This is a genomic window from Acinetobacter sp. LF10 (assembly GCF_048585715.1).
In the GTDB taxonomy this organism is placed as follows: Bacteria; Pseudomonadota; Gammaproteobacteria; order Pseudomonadales; family Moraxellaceae; genus Acinetobacter.
Genome location: NZ_CP184160.1, coordinates 1922459 through 1939729, shown reverse-complemented (window position 1 = coordinate 1939729; position 17271 = coordinate 1922459). Strand labels below are relative to the sequence as shown.

General features: G+C 40.8%; 13 protein-coding genes. 11 read left to right on the top strand and 2 right to left on the bottom strand.

The features are described from left to right. Nucleotides 1–146: 146 nt before the first annotated feature. A complete protein-coding gene (locus ACN19N_RS09385; RefSeq protein WP_269230155.1) occupies nt 147–746 on the bottom strand; it encodes a phage tail protein in 600 nt (199 codons plus the stop codon). 49 nt (nt 747–795) lie between these two features. Then, nucleotides 796–1152: a LuxR C-terminal-related transcriptional regulator gene (locus tag ACN19N_RS09380; RefSeq protein WP_275904117.1), complete on the bottom strand. Its 357-nt coding sequence runs from the start codon at nt 1150–1152 to the stop codon at nt 796–798. A gap of 258 nt (nt 1153–1410) precedes the next feature. On the opposite strand from ACN19N_RS09380, the gene ACN19N_RS09375 reads away from it, so the two are divergent. From ACN19N_RS09375 to ACN19N_RS09325, 11 genes are all read left to right on the top strand, one after another. After that, nucleotides 1411–6396 carry an ESPR-type extended signal peptide-containing protein gene (locus tag ACN19N_RS09375; RefSeq protein WP_420001198.1) on the top strand — a complete coding sequence of 1662 codons (4986 nt, stop codon included), beginning with the start codon at nt 1411–1413 and terminating at the stop codon, nt 6394–6396. Nucleotides 6397–6655: 259 nt separating this feature from the next. Further along, nucleotides 6656–7663 (top strand): quinone-dependent dihydroorotate dehydrogenase, encoded by a 1008-nt coding sequence (locus ACN19N_RS09370; protein ID WP_420001197.1) that lies wholly within the window; start codon nt 6656–6658, stop codon nt 7661–7663. A 1-nt stretch (nt 7664) separates the two neighbouring features. Next, nucleotides 7665–8258, top strand: coding sequence for a CvpA family protein (locus tag ACN19N_RS09365; protein WP_005215519.1), 594 nt, complete (start codon nt 7665–7667; stop codon nt 8256–8258). A gap of 40 nt (nt 8259–8298) precedes the next feature. After that, nucleotides 8299–9837 (top strand): amidophosphoribosyltransferase, encoded by a 1539-nt coding sequence (gene purF / locus ACN19N_RS09360; RefSeq protein WP_269230159.1) that lies wholly within the window; start codon nt 8299–8301, stop codon nt 9835–9837. A 103-nt stretch (nt 9838–9940) separates the two neighbouring features. After that, entirely contained in the window at nt 9941–11830 is a 1890-nt protein-coding gene (locus ACN19N_RS09355) for a peptidase M48 (RefSeq protein ID WP_420001196.1), read from the top strand. A gap of 129 nt (nt 11831–11959) precedes the next feature. After that, nucleotides 11960–12760 carry an undecaprenyl-diphosphate phosphatase gene (locus tag ACN19N_RS09350; protein ID WP_269238114.1) on the top strand — a complete coding sequence of 267 codons (801 nt, stop codon included), beginning with the start codon at nt 11960–11962 and terminating at the stop codon, nt 12758–12760. 105 nt (nt 12761–12865) lie between these two features. Further along, nucleotides 12866–13663: a PaaX family transcriptional regulator C-terminal domain-containing protein gene (locus ACN19N_RS09345; protein WP_269230162.1), complete on the top strand. Its 798-nt coding sequence runs from the start codon at nt 12866–12868 to the stop codon at nt 13661–13663. A gap of 107 nt (nt 13664–13770) precedes the next feature. Then, the gene (locus tag ACN19N_RS09340; RefSeq protein ID WP_420001195.1) at nt 13771–14754 is read left to right on the top strand and encodes a fatty acid desaturase family protein; all 984 of its coding nucleotides are present in this window, start codon (nt 13771–13773) and stop codon (nt 14752–14754) included. A gap of 62 nt (nt 14755–14816) precedes the next feature. Continuing rightward, complete coding sequence (locus ACN19N_RS09335; protein WP_420001194.1) at nt 14817–15230, top strand: PaaI family thioesterase; 414 nt, start codon at nt 14817–14819, stop codon at nt 15228–15230. A gap of 126 nt (nt 15231–15356) precedes the next feature. Further along, on the top strand, nt 15357–16133 hold the full coding sequence (locus ACN19N_RS09330) for a tellurium resistance protein (RefSeq protein WP_420001193.1): 777 nt from the start codon (nt 15357–15359) through the stop codon (nt 16131–16133). Nucleotides 16134–16145: 12 nt separating this feature from the next. Beyond that, nucleotides 16146–17270 carry a toxic anion resistance protein gene (locus ACN19N_RS09325; RefSeq protein ID WP_420001192.1) on the top strand — a complete coding sequence of 375 codons (1125 nt, stop codon included), beginning with the start codon at nt 16146–16148 and terminating at the stop codon, nt 17268–17270. Nucleotide 17271 lies beyond the last annotated feature (1 nt).

Genomic DNA, 17271 nt, shown 5'->3' with positions numbered 1-17271 from the left:
TTTAATATTTATAAAAGTTATAGTTCGTACTCTTATGGCTTTTCCGAATATCGCCCCATTTTTTGTAGTGGTTTCTGGCATCCACAATAAGTCTTAAGACAAGCGATGAAGATCGTTTTAAGACTTAATTCTATTGATTTGAATTCTTATGAGCGTGAAGGGTATATACCTTCTAAGCTGATCACATAGTAAAGAGCTAAATACGGGTTTGTGATATTGACGGGCTGGCTGCCTCCAGATATTCCTGTGTTTTGCACAGGAACAACGACTTGCGTGGTGGCATTTAACTGTTTCATATTGACTAATTGACTTGTATCTTGAGTAAACACGTCATATACACTGCCTGTGTTAGGATCATTTGCATTTGCCCATGCTGCATTAGCAGGGCTACTTGTATTACCACCGGCTGAGCTTGCTTGTGGTGTTAATGAAACTGAAGCATTGATGGTTTGACTAGCAACGACATGTGTATGTGCTGGTAAGTTATTGATTGTGAGAGTCGTACTTTGACTTCCTGCGGCTTGTCCAATTGGAAAATTATTGTTTACTCCTAGTGCGAAGCGTCCACCTAAATTTGGTAGTGCGAAAGTAGTTTTCCCATCACCACCATAAATGGTACCAAGTAAGCTGAAAAGTGCTTGGTTTTGTGCGATTGATAATAATTGTCCATTGCATGCCGCCCAACCTTTTGGAACGAAGTTGTATGGAATTAGCATGATTTCACCTAGGTATGGATCTGCGCTCATAATTTTTACCTTTTAATTTTCAGTAATATTGTTGATGTTTTTGTGTTTGTTAATTTACTGAAATTTCTTCATGAGCCAATATCCCCAAAACATCGTATTTTGATTGAATGGTTTTGAGTTTTCGATTAATTGATTTCCGATAACTATAGACAGTTTCAATGCTGAGATTTAATTGGATAGATATGTTGGAGCTACTCAAGTCTTTAGATAAAAGCTCGACGATCATTAATTCTCGAGGTGTGAGTAGGTTTAAAAATTCAGAATAATATGATGAAAATTGCAGCAGGAAAGATCTGTGATGAATGTCGAGTTTTTGATAAATGTTTTCTTGGTGGGTAGTAACAGTTCTTTCACTAATATGAAGTTTTAAGGAGATCTCTTTAACTCGATAACCATGTACTAACATTTAAAAAAATTTGATGCTCACGTTTACTTAGCACTTTTAAAGTATCCATTTTTATCCTTTGTATTGAATTAAAAATTAAAATTTTTATGTGGATTTATTAGAGATAAATTACTTAGCGTGTGCATCATTGAAATTTGTTATTCCAAACAGTTTTTTTATCGATATTTTTTTTATTTTTCTACCAAATTTCAATGATTCTTTATTACTAAAAATACTCTCTAATTTATGTGTTTATATTCACAAAAAGAAGGGAATAACATGAATCGTATCTTTAAAAAAATTTGGAGTAGATCTATAGGGCGTGTAGTTGTTGTATCCGAGAATGCTAAAAGCGAAGTGAAGACGAATAAGACAGGTGGTATTGTTGAGACGAATACTTTTTTTAATGAATTTGGGTCTTTCAGTACTCAAAATAAATTACGGTTAAAACCGCTCGTTATCGCTTTAGGATTATCAACCGTTACTTTAGCGACTCAACAAGTTTTTGCCGAGCAAGTGATAACCTGTGGCGCAAAAGATTCAAATACAAATCCAGGTATTGCAGCCACAACTCATGGCAATACGATTGTGAGCCAACAATATTGGGGAGCGATCAATTGTTATAACAATGCACCAATTTCAGATAGCAAAATCGCAAATGATGATTTCGATGTCACTATTAATGCAGACACTTTAAAAGTGGGTGCAGGAGGAATTACCTCTAAAGGTTCATTAAGTGGTTCAGCTGGTAACGGAACAATTTCTTTTAATAATAATAAAATCACCAACCTTGCTAATGGTACATCTACAAATGACGCAGTTAATTTTGGACAATTAAATTCATTAGCCAACGTTTTTGGCGGTGGCGCTGGTTTTAGCGGAGGCGTATTTACTGGCCCAACTTATGTCATACAAGGGTCAAATTATACAAATATAGGAAGTGCTTTTACTGCTGTAAATACTAAATTAACGAGTTTACAAAGCCAAATTGATGGTTTACCAACAGGCGGTGGAGCTGACGGTAAAAGTGCTTATGAACTTGCAGTTGTAGGTGGATATGTTGGTACACAAACGCAGTGGCTAGCCTCTTTAAAAGGTGACAAAGGCGACAAGGGCGATAAAGGTGATGTAGGTGCTACAGGCGCGACTGGAGCTAAGGGCGACAAAGGTGATATCGGCGCAACTGGTGTAACTGGAGCTACAGGCGCTCAAGGTGACAAGGGCGATAAAGGTGACGTAGGTGCTACGGGCGCAACTGGAGCTCAGGGTGACAAGGGCGATAAAGGTGATGTAGGTGCTACGGGTGCGACTGGAGCCACAGGAGCTCAAGGTGACAAAGGCGATAAAGGTGATGTAGGTGCTACGGGTGCAACTGGAGCCACAGGAGCTCAAGGTGACAAGGGCGACAAAGGTGATATCGGCGCAACTGGAGCCACAGGAGCTCAAGGTGACAAGGGCGACAAAGGTGATGTCGGTGCTACGGGTGCAACTGGAGCCACTGGTGCTCAAGGTGACAAGGGCGATAAAGGTGATAAAGGTGACGTAGGTGCTACGGGCGCAACAGGAGCTCAAGGTGACAAGGGCGATAAAGGCGATAAAGGTGACGTAGGTGCTACGGGCGCAACTGGAGCTACAGGTGCTCAAGGTGACAAGGGCGACAAAGGTGATATCGGCGCAACTGGAGCTACAGGAGCTCAAGGTGACGTAGGTGCTACGGGCGCAACTGGAGCTAAAGGCGATAAAGGTGATGTCGGTGCTACGGGTGCGACTGGTGCCACAGGAGCTCAAGGTGACAAGGGCGATAAAGGTGACGTAGGTGCTACGGGTGCAACAGGAGCTAAAGGCGATAAAGGTGATAAAGGTGATGTCGGCGCAACTGGTGCAATAGGAGCTACAGGAGCTCAGGGTGACAAGGGCGATAAAGGTGATGTCGGTGCAACTGGAGCTACAGGTGCTCAAGGTGACAAGGGCGACAAAGGTGATATCGGCGCGACTGGCGCAACTGGAGCTAAAGGCGACAAAGGTGATATCGGCGCGACTGGCGCAACTGGAGCTAAAGGCGATAAAGGTGATGTCGGTGCTACGGGTGCAACAGGAGCTAAAGGCGATAAAGGTGATAAAGGTGATGTCGGCGCAACTGGTGCAATAGGAGCTACAGGAGCTCAGGGTGACAAGGGCGATAAAGGTGATAAAGGTGACGTAGGTGCTACGGGCGCAACAGGAGCTCAAGGTGACAAGGGCGATAAAGGTGACGTAGGTGCTACGGGCGCAACTGGAGCTACAGGTGCTCAAGGTGACAAGGGCGACAAAGGTGATATCGGCGCAACTGGAGCTACAGGAGCTCAAGGTGACAAGGGCGATAAAGGTGACGTAGGTGCTACGGGCGCAACTGGAGCTAAAGGCGATAAAGGTGATGTCGGTGCTACGGGTGCAACAGGAGCTAAAGGCGATAAAGGTGATAAAGGTGATGTCGGCGCAACTGGTGCAATAGGAGCTACAGGAGCTCAGGGTGACAAGGGCGATAAAGGTGATGTCGGTGCAACTGGAGCTAAAGGCGATAAAGGTGATGTCGGTGCTACGGGCGCAACAGGAGCAACAGGAGCTCAAGGTGACAAGGGCGATAAAGGTGACGTAGGCGCTACGGGTGCAACTGGAGCTACAGGTGCTCAAGGTGACAAGGGCGATAAAGGTGATGTCGGTGCTACGGGTGCAACTGGAGCTAAAGGCGACAAAGGTGATATCGGCGCGACTGGCGCAACTGGAGCTACAGGTGCTCAAGGTGACAAGGGCGACAAAGGTGATATCGGCGCAACTGGAGCTACAGGAGCTCAAGGTGACAAGGGCGATAAAGGTGATGTCGGTGCTACGGGCGCGACTGGAGCTACAGGTGCTAAGGGTGACAAGGGCGATAAAGGTGATGTAGGTGCTACGGGCGCGACTGGAGCCACAGGTGCTCAAGGTGACAAAGGCGATAAAGGTGACGTAGGTGCTACGGGCGCAACTGGAGCTACAGGTGCTCAGGGTGACAAGGGCGATAAAGGTGATGTCGGTGCTACGGGCGCGACTGGAGCCACAGGTGCTCAAGGTGACGTAGGTGCAACAGGAGCTCAAGGTGACAAGGGCGATAAAGGTGATGTCGGTGCTACGGGCGCAACTGGAGCTAAAGGCGATAAAGGTGATGTCGGTGCTACGGGCGCAACTGGAGCTAAAGGCGATAAAGGTGATGTAGGTGCTACAGGCGCGACTGGAGCTAAAGGCGACAAGGGCGATAAAGGCGATGTCGGTGCTACGGGTGCAACTGGAGCTACAGGTGCTCAAGGTGACAAGGGCGACAAAGGTGATATCGGCGCTACGGGCGCGACTGGAGCTACAGGTGCTAAGGGTGACAAGGGCGATAAAGGTGATGTAGGTGCTACGGGCGCAACTGGAGCTAAAGGCGATAAAGGTGATGTCGGTGCTACGGGCGCGACTGGAGCCACAGGTGCTCAAGGTGACAAAGGCGATAAAGGTGACGTAGGTGCTACGGGCGCAACAGGCGCTCAAGGTGACAAGGGCGATAAAGGTGACGTCGGCGCAACTGGAGCTACAGGCGCTCAAGGTGACAAGGGCGATAAAGGTGACGTAGGCGCTACGGGTGCAACTGGAGCTACAGGTGCTCAAGGTGACAAGGGCGATAAAGGTGATGTCGGTGCTACGGGTGCAACTGGAGCTAAAGGCGACAAAGGTGATATCGGCGCGACTGGCGCAACTGGAGCTACAGGTGCTCAAGGTGACAAGGGCGACAAAGGTGATATCGGCGCAACTGGAGCTACAGGAGCTCAAGGTGACAAGGGCGATAAAGGTGATGTCGGTGCTACGGGCGCGACTGGAGCTACAGGTGCTAAGGGTGACAAGGGCGATAAAGGTGATGTAGGTGCTACGGGCGCGACTGGAGCCACAGGTGCTCAAGGTGACAAAGGCGATAAAGGTGACGTAGGTGCTACGGGCGCAACTGGAGCTACAGGTGCTCAGGGTGACAAGGGCGATAAAGGTGATGTCGGTGCTACGGGCGCGACTGGAGCCACAGGTGCTCAAGGTGACGTAGGTGCAACAGGAGCTCAAGGTGACAAGGGCGACAAAGGTGATATCGGCGCAACTGGAGCTACAGGAGCTCAAGGTGACAAGGGCGATAAAGGTGATGTAGGTGCTACGGGCGCGACTGGAGCTAAAGGACCGAAAGGAGATACGGGAGCAAATGGTAAAAGTGCATTTGAAATAGCTGTTGACAATGGTTATTCAGGTACAGAACAAGAGTGGCTTGCATCTCAAGGTGGTGGTAACAATCCTTACTTTGATGCGAATCCAAATGTAACGAGCTCTGGAGCTAAAGCTACAGGCTCTGGAGCTACTGCTCTTGGAGATGGTGCTGTTGCCGATGGTGAAAATAATACGGTGGTGGGTTCTGGAGCTTCAGCAAAAGGAAAATCAAATACTGTAGTCGGTAAAGGCAATAAAGTTGAAGGTGAGCGTTCAGGTGCCTTTGGTGATCCAAATGTCATTCAAGCAAATGGAAGTTATGCTGTTGGTAATGATAATACGGTCACTGGTGAGAACAGTTTTGTTGTTGGCAATAACGTAAATACTGCTGCCAAAAATGCTGTTGTTTTGGGTAATGATTCAGCTTCAGACAGAGATAATACTGTTTCAGTTGGTGCTGCTGGTAAGGAACGTCAGATTATTCATGTTGCAGCTGGTGTACAAGATACTGATGCTGTAAATGTTAAGCAGATGAAAGATGCGAATACCAAAACTTTAACTGATGCTAAAACTTATGCAGATGCAGGTGATCAGGCAACATTAACAAGTGCAAAAGGATATACAGATAGTCGTGAAGTGGTAATGCGTCAAGAATATAAAACTGCTGATGCAAAAGTGCTTTCTGATTCGAAAGCTTATACTGATACCAAAGTTATGGATCTAGAAAATAACTTTAGAGATGTATCTAGCCGTGTGGATCAAACCAATCAAGATGTTCGTAAAAACCGAGAAATTGCCGCGCAAGGTATTGCTGGTATTACTGCGATGACAAATATTCCAATGCCAGCTGAACAAGGGGCTTCTACTGTCGGTATGGGTATGGGGTATTATGACAGTCAGTCTGCTATCGCTGTGGGAGCAAGTCATTACTTCGATAATGGTGTTGCAATCAAGGGGGCATTCTCAACAGGCTTTAATAATGGCAATACAACTGCTGTAGGTGCTGGTGTGTCTTATTCTTGGAAATAAGTAACATTTCTACAATTTAGTGAAAGGGACTGAGCTTTAAATGAGCTTAGTTCCTTTTTTTATTGAACTGCGAAATGTTAATTTGAATCAATTGCAAATGAACTGACTAAGATTAAAAATCTGAATAAAACCAGAAAATTGTTTAATCAAGAAGCACTAAAGCAAAGACTCTACAAAATAAGCATATGTCAAGCATGGTGTTTTGTTGAGCCTATGCCTATAATACGGCTACTTGAAAAATCAGTAGACTGTGATTGGTATGTTATATTCATTGGCTCGCCCTTTGTTGTTTACTTTGGCACCAGAGCGTGCACATGAACTCACACTTTCTATGCTCGATACAGCGCATAAATTTGGATTGATGCATCAGAAAACTGCACATAAACCAGTGAGCTGTATGGGTATCGAGTTTCCAAACCCTGTTGGTCTTGCTGCTGGTTTAGATAAAAATGGTGCGCACATTGATGCTCTAGCTGCTTTAGGTTTCGGTTTTATTGAAATTGGTACCATTACACCACGTCCACAAGCGGGTAATCCTCAACCACGTTTATTCCGTATTCCAGAAGCGAAAGCAATCATCAATCGCATGGGATTCAATAATGACGGTGTTGATCAACTGATTGAAAATGTTAAAGCTGCTAAGTTTAAAGGCGTTTTAGGAATTAATATTGGTAAAAATGCAGATACTGCCGTTGAAGATGCGGTTTCTGATTATTTGATTTGTTTAGAAAAAGTTTATAATTACGCATCATATATTACAGTTAATATTTCCTCACCGAATACAAAGAATTTACGTAGTTTACAAAGTGGCGATGCACTTACAGAGCTATTACAAACTTTGAAACAACGTCAACTAGAACTTGCTAAAGAAAATAATCATTATGTTCCTTTAGTACTCAAAGTAGCGCCAGATTTAACGTCTGAAGATATTACATTTATCGCAAAACAATTATTGAAATTTAAGATTGATGGTTTGATTGTTACCAATACAACATTAGGGCGAGACGGTGTTGAAAATCTGCCAAATGGTAATGAAGCTGGTGGTTTATCGGGCACACCCGTTTTTGAAAAAAGCACCGAATGTTTACGTCAGTTCGCCGATGTTTTAGATGGAAAAATTCCTTTAATTGGTGTCGGGGGAATTGTTTCAGGTGAGCAGGCCGTAGCAAAACAAGAGGCGGGCGCGAGTCTCGTTCAATTATACAGTGGCCTTATTTATACAGGCCCAACACTAGTAAAAGATTGTGTTAACGCGATGACTGTGTGACATGAACACACTTGATATCATCATCCTGATCATCTTGCTCATTGGAGGGCTAAACGGTTTGCGTCAAGGATTTATTAAAGCCTTTGCGAACTTGATCGGGTGGATATTCGCATTGGTCATTGGGGCTAAATACGCGGTCATTTGGGCACCTGCGATGAGCAGTCTAAGCCAAGACCCAGTTGTACAAAAAATTGCTGCTTTTGCTTTTATTGTATTAGCCATCGTGATTTGCACGTGGGTTATTACCGCATTCCTGAATGGGCTCTTGAAAAGTTTAAAATTGGGCCCATTAAATCGTCTAGCAGGCGGTGCATTTGGTTCACTAAAAGGTTTATTGATTGTCTTGATTGCGATGCAGGGTGTCGGTCCTTGGGTGAATAGTTCACCGCATTGGAAGCAATCAAAATTTGTACAGATTTTATTGCCATACGCGCCATTAGCGACCGAAATATCAAAAGATGCTGCAAATGAAGCGATACATCAAATGACATCTGAAGGTGCGTTATTACATCGCCCTTCGACTGAAATGGAGGAGTCAGAACGCGCTTCAGTAGATCAACGTTCTGATCATTCCACGAAAAATCCTTTTTATTAATTGGGGTTAAACCCCGTTCCTAGCTTGTCGCGAGGTTGCTATGTGTGGAGTTGTTGGGATTGCCGGTAAATCGCCAGTAAACCAAATGTTATTTGATGCCTTGACGATGTTACAACATCGAGGACAAGATGCAGCAGGGATTGTAACTTGCCATCAAGGGCGTTTATTCCTCCGCAAAGATAACGGTATGGTGCGTGATGTATTCCATACCCGTCACATGCGTGCTTTGCTTGGTAACTATGGGATAGGACATGTTCGTTATCCAACAGCAGGTTCATCAAGTAGTGCTGAAGCACAGCCGTTTTATGTAAACTCTCCATATGGTATTACCCTTGCACACAATGGTAACTTGACCAACGCCGCAGAAATTCATGATGATCTGTTTAAAACAGATTTACGTCACATGAATACTGATTCTGATTCTGAAGTTTTACTCAACGTGTTTGCACATGAGTTACAGAAGATCGGTACACTCAACCCAACGCCAGAAGATATCTTCCACACCGTATCTCGTGTTCATGAGCGTTGTAAAGGTGCTTACGGGGTTGTTGCGATGATCACAGGTCATGGGCTTGTTGGTTTTCGCGATCCAAACGGAATTCGTCCTTTAGTTTATGGCTCTCGTGAAACTGAGCAAGGCACTGAATATATCATTGCCTCTGAATCCGTTGCGATTACAGCGCTAGGTTTTAAAGTTGAGCGTGATATTGCACCAGGTGAGGCAATTTTCATTAATTCAAATGGCGAATTATTTACCAAACAATGTGCAGTAAATCCAGAATATCGTCCATGTATTTTTGAATATGTGTACTTTGCTCGTCCAGATGCAACAATTGATGGTATCTCAGTTTACAAAGCTCGTTTAAAAATGGGTGAAAAACTGGCGTATAAAATTTTGAAGGAATGGGGTGAGGAGCACGATATTGATGTGGTCATTCCAATTCCAGATACTAGCCGTACTTCAGCATTAGAATTGGCTAATATTTTAGGTGTGAAATTCCGTGAAGGTTTTATGAAAAACCGTTACATCGGACGTACCTTCATTATGCCAGGTCAACAGCAGCGCAAAAAATCAGTTCGTCAAAAGCTAAACCCAGTTGAGCTTGAATTTAAAGATAAAAATGTACTGTTAGTGGATGACTCGATTGTACGTGGTACAACCTGTAATGAAATTATTCAAATGGCACGTGATTCTGGCGCGAAGAAAGTATTCTTTGCTTCGGCTGCACCTATGGTGAAATATCCAAACGTGTATGGTATCGATATGCCAGCAAAATCTGAATTAATTGCTTCAGATCGTACAGTTGAAGAAATTCGTGAGATTATTGGTGCAGATCGTTTAGTTTTCCAAGATTTGGAAGATTTAAAGAACGCAGTTCGTACCAGCAAAGTACCTGATTTAAGAGAATTTGATTGTTCAGTATTTGACGGGATCTATGTGGCTGGTGGGATTGATAATGACTATCTGATAAATCTTGAGCAGAAACGTAATGATTCAGCAAAAAAGAAAGCAGATGGTTATATTGATGTAAATATCGATGCTTCTTCTGTTGATTTAACAGGTATTAAAGAAGAGTAATCATTTAAATCTATAGAAAAGCGGGAAATTCCCGCTTTTTTATTTTATGATACTTAAGGTTTCGAAGCCTCTAAGATCAACAATGTAATCAGGAAAATTTACATTGAAAGAAATGAGCCATTATTTAATTGAAAATAAAAATATTGCATGGTCGGTAAGTTTTTGCTTGCTCGCTATGTTGTCGACAGTTTTTATTCTCAATTTGATTTTGGGTTTAGTCGTTCATTTCTTTGACTACACTCAAGCCATTTGGTGGCATGTTCTTAGTCCATATTTCATCTTTCTTTTATTCTTCGTTATGGTTTGGTCGGTTGGTGCTGAACTGTATGTCTTACGTGAAGGTGGTCATTCACTCGCAAAACAACTTAAAGCAAGACGCCTTGTTTTTGATGAGAGTACGCCCGAAGAAAGCACAGCATTAAAAGTCGTAGAGCAAGTTGCTCAAAGTTTTATGATAGATACACCTGCTGTTTATGTACTTCCAAATGAAGTGGGCGTCAATGCTTTAACAGCAGGCTTCAGATCTCAAGACATCGTAATTATTTTAACGTGGGGTGCTTTACAAAATTTGGATGAATTAGAGCTTTATGGTTTATTGAGCTATGAATTTAATCAAATTTTATCGGGTGAGGCTGTAGAAAACACCAAATTAAAAATCTTGTACAGTGGTTTAACCACTTTTAGCCAATGGGGGAGTAAATTAGCACAAGCTGGATACAATCCTTATGCAACGTCTTATCGAAACAAATTCGAAACTATTTTTGTTGCGATTGGTGGTGTTATTTGGTTGGCAGGTAGCTTAGGTATTTTGATTACACGGTTGATTAAATATTTAACTTTGAGTGGTCGAACCTTTCGTAATGACCTGAAAACTATGCGTTTGATGAATAATAATGCCAATATTCAAACCTTGTTACGTATCTATGTGCACCATTCAGGTTCGCAAATTCATAGTGCGTATTCAGAATCGATTTCACATATGTGTTTCGCAAATTCACTTAGCCCACAAAGCTGGATGAATATTCATCCAAGTATCAAAGATCGAATTTATGAACTAAATCCTACTTTGTTACAGGATTTGCAATTAGAAAATTTAAAAAAGCTACGCAATCGTCCTTTATTTAGTCTGTTTCGTTCTTTGGAAGAAGAAATGGCAGATATGACCTTACCTTGGAGTTCTCCACAGCCTTTACCTTTATTGCGTTTATCGCCGATCAGTTTCGCTTTGAATGATGCAATTAAGCCTTTAAATTCTGAAATGCGGAAGAATAAAAAGCGCCCAGAATTGATACAAAGAGCGATGCAAACGGCGACAGGTTCAAGGGAAGTGATGGTTGCGATTTTGATGATTCGTCAATATCGTGAATTCATTCCTCAAGAAGCCGCTGTAAGTCATGCAATCGTAGATTCTTTATTGAATTTAGATGGTCGTATTCATGTTCAAATCTTCCATGATGCCTGTAAGAATATTGGGCATATGCCGACAAGTATTGCTCGTCAATTTTTGACTAAATTGGCTTGTATTATTCAAGAAGATGGTGAGGTGGGTTTGCTTGATGCTTTATTATTGGAGCGAGTAAAGCGTGAACTCAATCTTATGCCTGCACATTTACCAACGTCATTTGAAGATGTGAAAGCACAAATTGTGCATTTAATTGATGCTTTATTACATGTACAGCAAATTAATAGTCCAAATCAGCTTGAGGTGCGTGAGCGAATTCTTCAACAGATTTTAGCACCCGAAGAAATGCAGATTTACGCAGATATTTCTGATGAACCACTTGATTTAGCAGAAATTTTAAATGATGTTTCAGGCTTGTTATTACGTGATCGTCTCAATATTTTAGCGATTGCAGAGCGATGTTTATGGAGCGATCGTATCATCACGCAGGATGAATTAGATGTTTTAGAATTGCTTTATTGGCGTTTAGGATTCGATACACATGAAATTGTTGAACAAATGCAAAAGAAAAATAGTTTGATGATTATTTAATAGAAAATCCGTATTAGAGCGAGAAAGATTAAGCTTAAAACATTACGTGACAATCACATAAAATGATTTAATTTCAAGGTAAGCTTGCCCTTTATTTTAATCTTGAATTACGCATTTTTTGAGTAAGTTATGCAACATATTGAAATTTTAAAGGCTTTATTTTTAGGGTTTATTGAGGGTTTGACCGAATTTTTACCGATTTCAAGTACAGGTCATTTAATTTTATTTGGTCACATGATCGACTTCCATTCTGACGATGGGCGTGTATTTGAAGTTGTCATTCAGCTTGGTGCAATTTTAGCTGTCTGTTGGTTATACCGACAAAAGATTTTTGATTTGATTAAAGGTTTTTTTAGTGGCGATTCAGAAGCGCGTCATTTTGCTTTTAGCGTTTTAATTGCTTTTTTTCCTGCTGTCGTGATTGGTATTTTTGCAGTCGATTTTATTAAAAGTGTCTTATTTAGTCCACTTGTGGTCGCAATTGCACTGATTGTTGGTGGTCTGATTATTTTCTGGGTTGAATCCAAGAATTTTGATCATAAAACAACTGAAGCGACAAAAATTACTTACAAGCAAGCTTTTTTAGTCGGTTGTGCACAATGCGTTGCGATGATTCCAGGGACTTCTCGTTCTGGTGCTACCATTGTGGGAGGAATGTTCTCAGGTTTGTCTCGTAAAGCGGCAACAGAATTTTCTTTCTTTCTCGCAATGCCAACGATGTTGGGGGCTGCAACTTTTGATCTTATTCGTAATGCGGATGTATTGACACAAGATAATATGTTGAATATTGGGGTCGGTTTTGTTGCTGCTTTTATTTCGGCATTATTGGTGGTGAGCGCCTTAGTTAAATTTGTTGAACGTCACACTTTACGCGTATTTGCTTGGTATCGGATTGTACTGGGTATAATTTTATTATTTGTTTTTCTATAAAAATAAAATCTCCCTTTTAGAAAAATTACTAAAAGGGAAGGATTCTAAGTTAAAATTCTTATTCTTTATTTCTTTTTTCATGTTTAGAACTGGTTCGATTGTAAGATGACAATAGCTAAAATGAATGCCCGAGATTTAATCATTGATTTACTTTTAGGGCTACAAGGTCGTGAGATCTCGATTAAACAAATTATTATCGCAGCGAAGCTTTTTGAGATTAGCGAAAATAGTATTCGTGTCGCAGTAACCCGATTATCTAGTGATGGGGTGATTGAGGCGATTGAGCGCGGTATATATCAATTTACGGCTAAATCACACGAATGGGCCGATGTGATGTTGAACCGTAAAAACGGAATTAAGCAAACAAAACAATGGGATCATCAATACTTAGCTGTCTTTACGGGTGAATTAGGGCGGGTTGATCGTACAGCTTTAAACCGCCGAGAACGCGCATTAAAGCACTTCGGTTTTAAAGAGTTAGAACAAGGTATTTATATTCGCCCTGATAATTTAGCCATTTCTTTTAAAGAGGTATTTGGTGGATTACAAGCTTCTGGCTTAGAAAAAAGCGCCAAAATTTGCCAAATCAATCATTTCGACACCACAACATTAAATAAAATTCCGAAGCTTTGGCCCACTCAAACGCTTAACCAAAACTATAAAAAATATAGTCAAATGATTCAAAAGTGGTTGGAGACAGTTGAGCAATTAAGCTTAGATATTGCTGCTAAAGAATCGCTATTGCTTGGTCGGCAGACCATTTCTTTGCTGATGAATGATCCATTATTACCTGAGGATTTTGTTGATGTTCATTTACGTGATCAATTTGCATTAAGTGTTCAGCAATTGGATCAGACTGGACTGGAATTGTGGCAACGATTCTATGAAATCAGTTTAGTATAAATATTACTAAATAATTAATTTTAATATATTGACAGAAATATTACTTAATTTAAAATAAAAATCATATTTACGTATCTATAGAAATAGAAAAATTGTAGGGTAGGGATATGAATACACGTACATCAATAAGTGATTTGTTCACACGAGAAGAAATCACAGAATTGACAACAAAGTCAGATTTACACGGTAGTTGGGCTGTTTTATCAACTTGGGCAGTCATTGGTGGAACCTTCGCTGCGCTTACCAGTACATGGGAGTATTTACCTGTCTGGGGCAAATTACTGATGTGTATAGCTGCATTGGTAATATTAGCGGGTCGTCAACTTGCGCTTGCAATTATTATGCATGACGCTTCACACCAAAGCTTATTTAAAACCAAATGGCTGAATGATATTGCCACTGATTGGCTTTGTGCTCGCCCAATCTGGAATGATTTAAAGAAATATCGTGCTCATCATTTACGCCATCACAGTAAAACTTCTACCGTAGAGGATCCTGATCTGTCTTTGGTAGAGGGTTTCCCAACTTCGAAGAAATCGTTAAAGCGTAAGTTTTTTCGTGATGTTTCAGGGGTAACAGGCTTAAAATTTGCACTTGGACGTGTGCTAATGGATGTTGAGAAAATGGAATGGACGGTGTCAAATGACCGTCGTTGGATTTCTCAAGAGGGGCGTCATTGGACAGATTATCCCAAAACATTCTTAAAAAATAGTGGTGGTGCGATTGCAACGAATGCTGCTTTATTTTCAGTATTGTGGGCAGCGGGTCATCCTAAACTGTATGCACTTTGGGTATTGGCATATTTAACGCCTTTTCCATTGTTATTACGTATTCGTTCTATGGCTGAACATGCGGGTATGCCAACTAGTCATAGTGCTTTAACCAATACACGTACCACAAAGGCTGGTTATCTTGCCCGTGCTTTAGTTGCGCCTATCCATGTCAATTACCATAAAGAGCATCATTTGATGGCAACAGTTCCATATTTTAAGTTACCTAGAATGCACCAGATGTTATTAGAGCGTGGGCATGTGCCTGAGCCTCCTAGTTATTGGCAAGTCTTAAATGAACTTTCAGATCAAGCTGATTAAATGTTTGTTTATAGTTTTAGGCATAATTTAAAAATAATCTAATTCATTTGGGATGTATTGTTATGGCGCTTAGTAAGCATGAAATTACTCATTTTTTGGCACAGGAATTTCCTCAAGCACTCGAAAAAACAACTATCGAAGAGATTAGTCCTAAAGGTGCACAGTTACTTTATAAAATCGATCAGAACGATTTACGCCCAGGTCAAACCGTATCAGGTCCAACCTTGATGTTGGTGGCTGATTTCGCGTTATATGTTGCGATTATGGGACATTTAGGTCTAATTGCTATGGCTGTGACCACCAATATGACGATTAACTTTTTCCGTAAACCGAATGGAAATCAAGATATTAAAGCTGAGTGTAAATTAATCAAAGTTGGTAAAACATTGGTGACAGGTGAAGTGTGGTTATATTCTTTGGATGATGAAGAACCAGTTGCTCATGTGATTGGGACTTATGCATTACCACAAAAGTGATAAGTTTTGAAAATTTATTGAGAAAAACACTTAAAAATCATAACAACATTTAAGTATGCGAAAGAGTAAGAACATGCTAAAACTAATTATGTTCAAATTTATTTGTTCTTACTATACTCGGCTAATATGACGCAATCGTTCGACTTCATACCCTTATCGCAAATTGAATCAAATCAAGAACATATTTTAGCGATTAAACGTAATGATTTACTTCCTCTACTCAATGATCCACATCGTTTGAATCATTATGCAGATTATTTAGTTCAAGCTCAAAGTGTATTGCTGAATGGTGTTGACCCTAGATTGAATCAGCAATTGAGTGAAGTGATTACCCAGATTATTCAGCAACTTTCAATTTCCAAAAAACATTTAGGTGGCCGTCGTTTTAACGCGTTGCAAAAATGGTTAGGTATAGATGTTGAATACGATGCTGGTCAAGTAAAGTTTGTCAAAGATCTTGAGCGTTTAATCAATGAAGCAAATCATTTAAGCCAGCGATTACAGATCGAAATCCAAAAATCGCAATCACGATTACAGCAAGCTTTAGGTTTAAGAGAACAGATGGCCACTTATATCCGCGCCGCTGATGAGTTTTTAATAGAATATCCTCAGTTTACGCAACAGCAAATGCTTGACCATTTTGTTGAACGGCTCTCGAAAAAAATAAATACCTTACAAACCTTACAAACGAGTAATGATATTGCGATGAAACAAATGCAGTTATCACAAGAGTTATCTTTTGGCTTGCTAGATCGATTTAAAGAAGCACAACAGGTTTTGATTCCTGCATGGCAATATCACGTTAAACAAAGTACAGCATCGACTTCAACAAATACACTTGATCAGCTTGATAAAAGTCGAGAAGATTTAATTAAAAATTTGAAAAAATCATTACAGAAATAAGAGGGAAAAAAGATGTCAGATTCAGAAATTAGCAAATTATCTCATGAGCTTGAAGTGAAGCCTGAGCAACGTTTTGAACAGTTGAATTTAAAAGATTTAGGATTGCAACCACATGATCTTGCAGAAGTAATGGATGCACATAAAGAACTGGCAGATATCAGCACCACAGTGGTGGCTGAATATGGCAAAAATATTGCCAGTAAAACTTCAACTTATACCGATGAGCTGTTAAATCTTGTTCAGAATAAAGATTTGGATACGACAGGACAAAAATTAAATGAGGTAGTGCAAGTCGCACAGCAATTGAATACTTCAAGTATTTTGAATAAATCAAAAAGCTCTGGGTTTTTTGGCGGTTTACTGAGTAAATTTAAAAGTGCTAAACAAAATTTTGATCAGCATTTTAATACCACTAAAGAGCAGATTGATGTATTGGTTAAAGAGATTGAAAGCTCACAGTCAGGGTTGAAAGCTCGGGTTGGAACCTTAGATAAAATGTTTGATGCGGTACAGGATGAGTATAAACAGCTTGGTATTTATATTGCTGCAGGGCAATTAAAACAGCAGGATATTCAGCAACAGATCTCAATGCTCACATCACAAGAGCAGGATCAACAAACGACGCAACAGATTTATGATCTTAATCATTTGGCGAATAATCTTGAGAAAAGAGTCAGTGATTTGCAGGTTTTACAACAGTCTGCAATGCAGACTTTGCCAATGATTCGGATCATCCAATCGAATAATTTAATGTTGGTAGATAAGTTCTATGCCATTAAGAACATTACCTTACCAGCATGGAAAAATCAGATTAGTTTGGCGATCTCATTACAAGAGCAAAAGAATAGTGTCCAGCTTGCCAAGGCTATTGATGACACAACGAATGAATTATTACGTCGCAATGCTGAATTATTACATCAAAATTCAGTCGATACTGCGAAAGCGAATCAACGTTCAGTGATTGATGTGGAAACACTTGAACATGTACAAAACACCCTCATTAAAACTGTAAATGATGTGATTCAGATCCAGAAAGAAGGGATGCAAAAGCGTGCGGAAGCAACAACACGTTTACGTGCTTTGCAAGAGAATTTAAATCATTTAGTGCTTGAGCATAGCCAGCCACCAAAATCTTGAT

Excerpts from the sequence above, each read along its gene's own strand:
- ACN19N_RS09385 (WP_269230155.1), bottom strand. The coding sequence starts at position 746 with ATGAGCGCAGATCCATACCTAGGTGAAATCATGCTAATTCCATACAAC.
- ACN19N_RS09380 (WP_275904117.1), bottom strand. The coding sequence starts at position 1,152 with ATGTTAGTACATGGTTATCGAGTTAAAGAGATCTCCTTAAAACTTCAT.
- ACN19N_RS09375 (WP_420001198.1), top strand. The coding sequence starts at position 1,411 with ATGAATCGTATCTTTAAAAAAATTTGGAGTAGATCTATAGGGCGTGTA.
- ACN19N_RS09370 (WP_420001197.1), top strand. The coding sequence starts at position 6,656 with ATGTTATATTCATTGGCTCGCCCTTTGTTGTTTACTTTGGCACCAGAG.
- ACN19N_RS09365 (WP_005215519.1), top strand. The coding sequence starts at position 7,665 with ATGAACACACTTGATATCATCATCCTGATCATCTTGCTCATTGGAGGG.
- purF (WP_269230159.1), top strand. The coding sequence starts at position 8,299 with ATGTGTGGAGTTGTTGGGATTGCCGGTAAATCGCCAGTAAACCAAATG.
- ACN19N_RS09350 (WP_269238114.1), top strand. The coding sequence starts at position 11,960 with ATGCAACATATTGAAATTTTAAAGGCTTTATTTTTAGGGTTTATTGAG.
- ACN19N_RS09345 (WP_269230162.1), top strand. The coding sequence starts at position 12,866 with ATGACAATAGCTAAAATGAATGCCCGAGATTTAATCATTGATTTACTT.
- ACN19N_RS09340 (WP_420001195.1), top strand. The coding sequence starts at position 13,771 with ATGAATACACGTACATCAATAAGTGATTTGTTCACACGAGAAGAAATC.
- ACN19N_RS09335 (WP_420001194.1), top strand. The coding sequence starts at position 14,817 with ATGGCGCTTAGTAAGCATGAAATTACTCATTTTTTGGCACAGGAATTT.
- ACN19N_RS09330 (WP_420001193.1), top strand. The coding sequence starts at position 15,357 with ATGACGCAATCGTTCGACTTCATACCCTTATCGCAAATTGAATCAAAT.
- ACN19N_RS09325 (WP_420001192.1), top strand. The coding sequence starts at position 16,146 with ATGTCAGATTCAGAAATTAGCAAATTATCTCATGAGCTTGAAGTGAAG.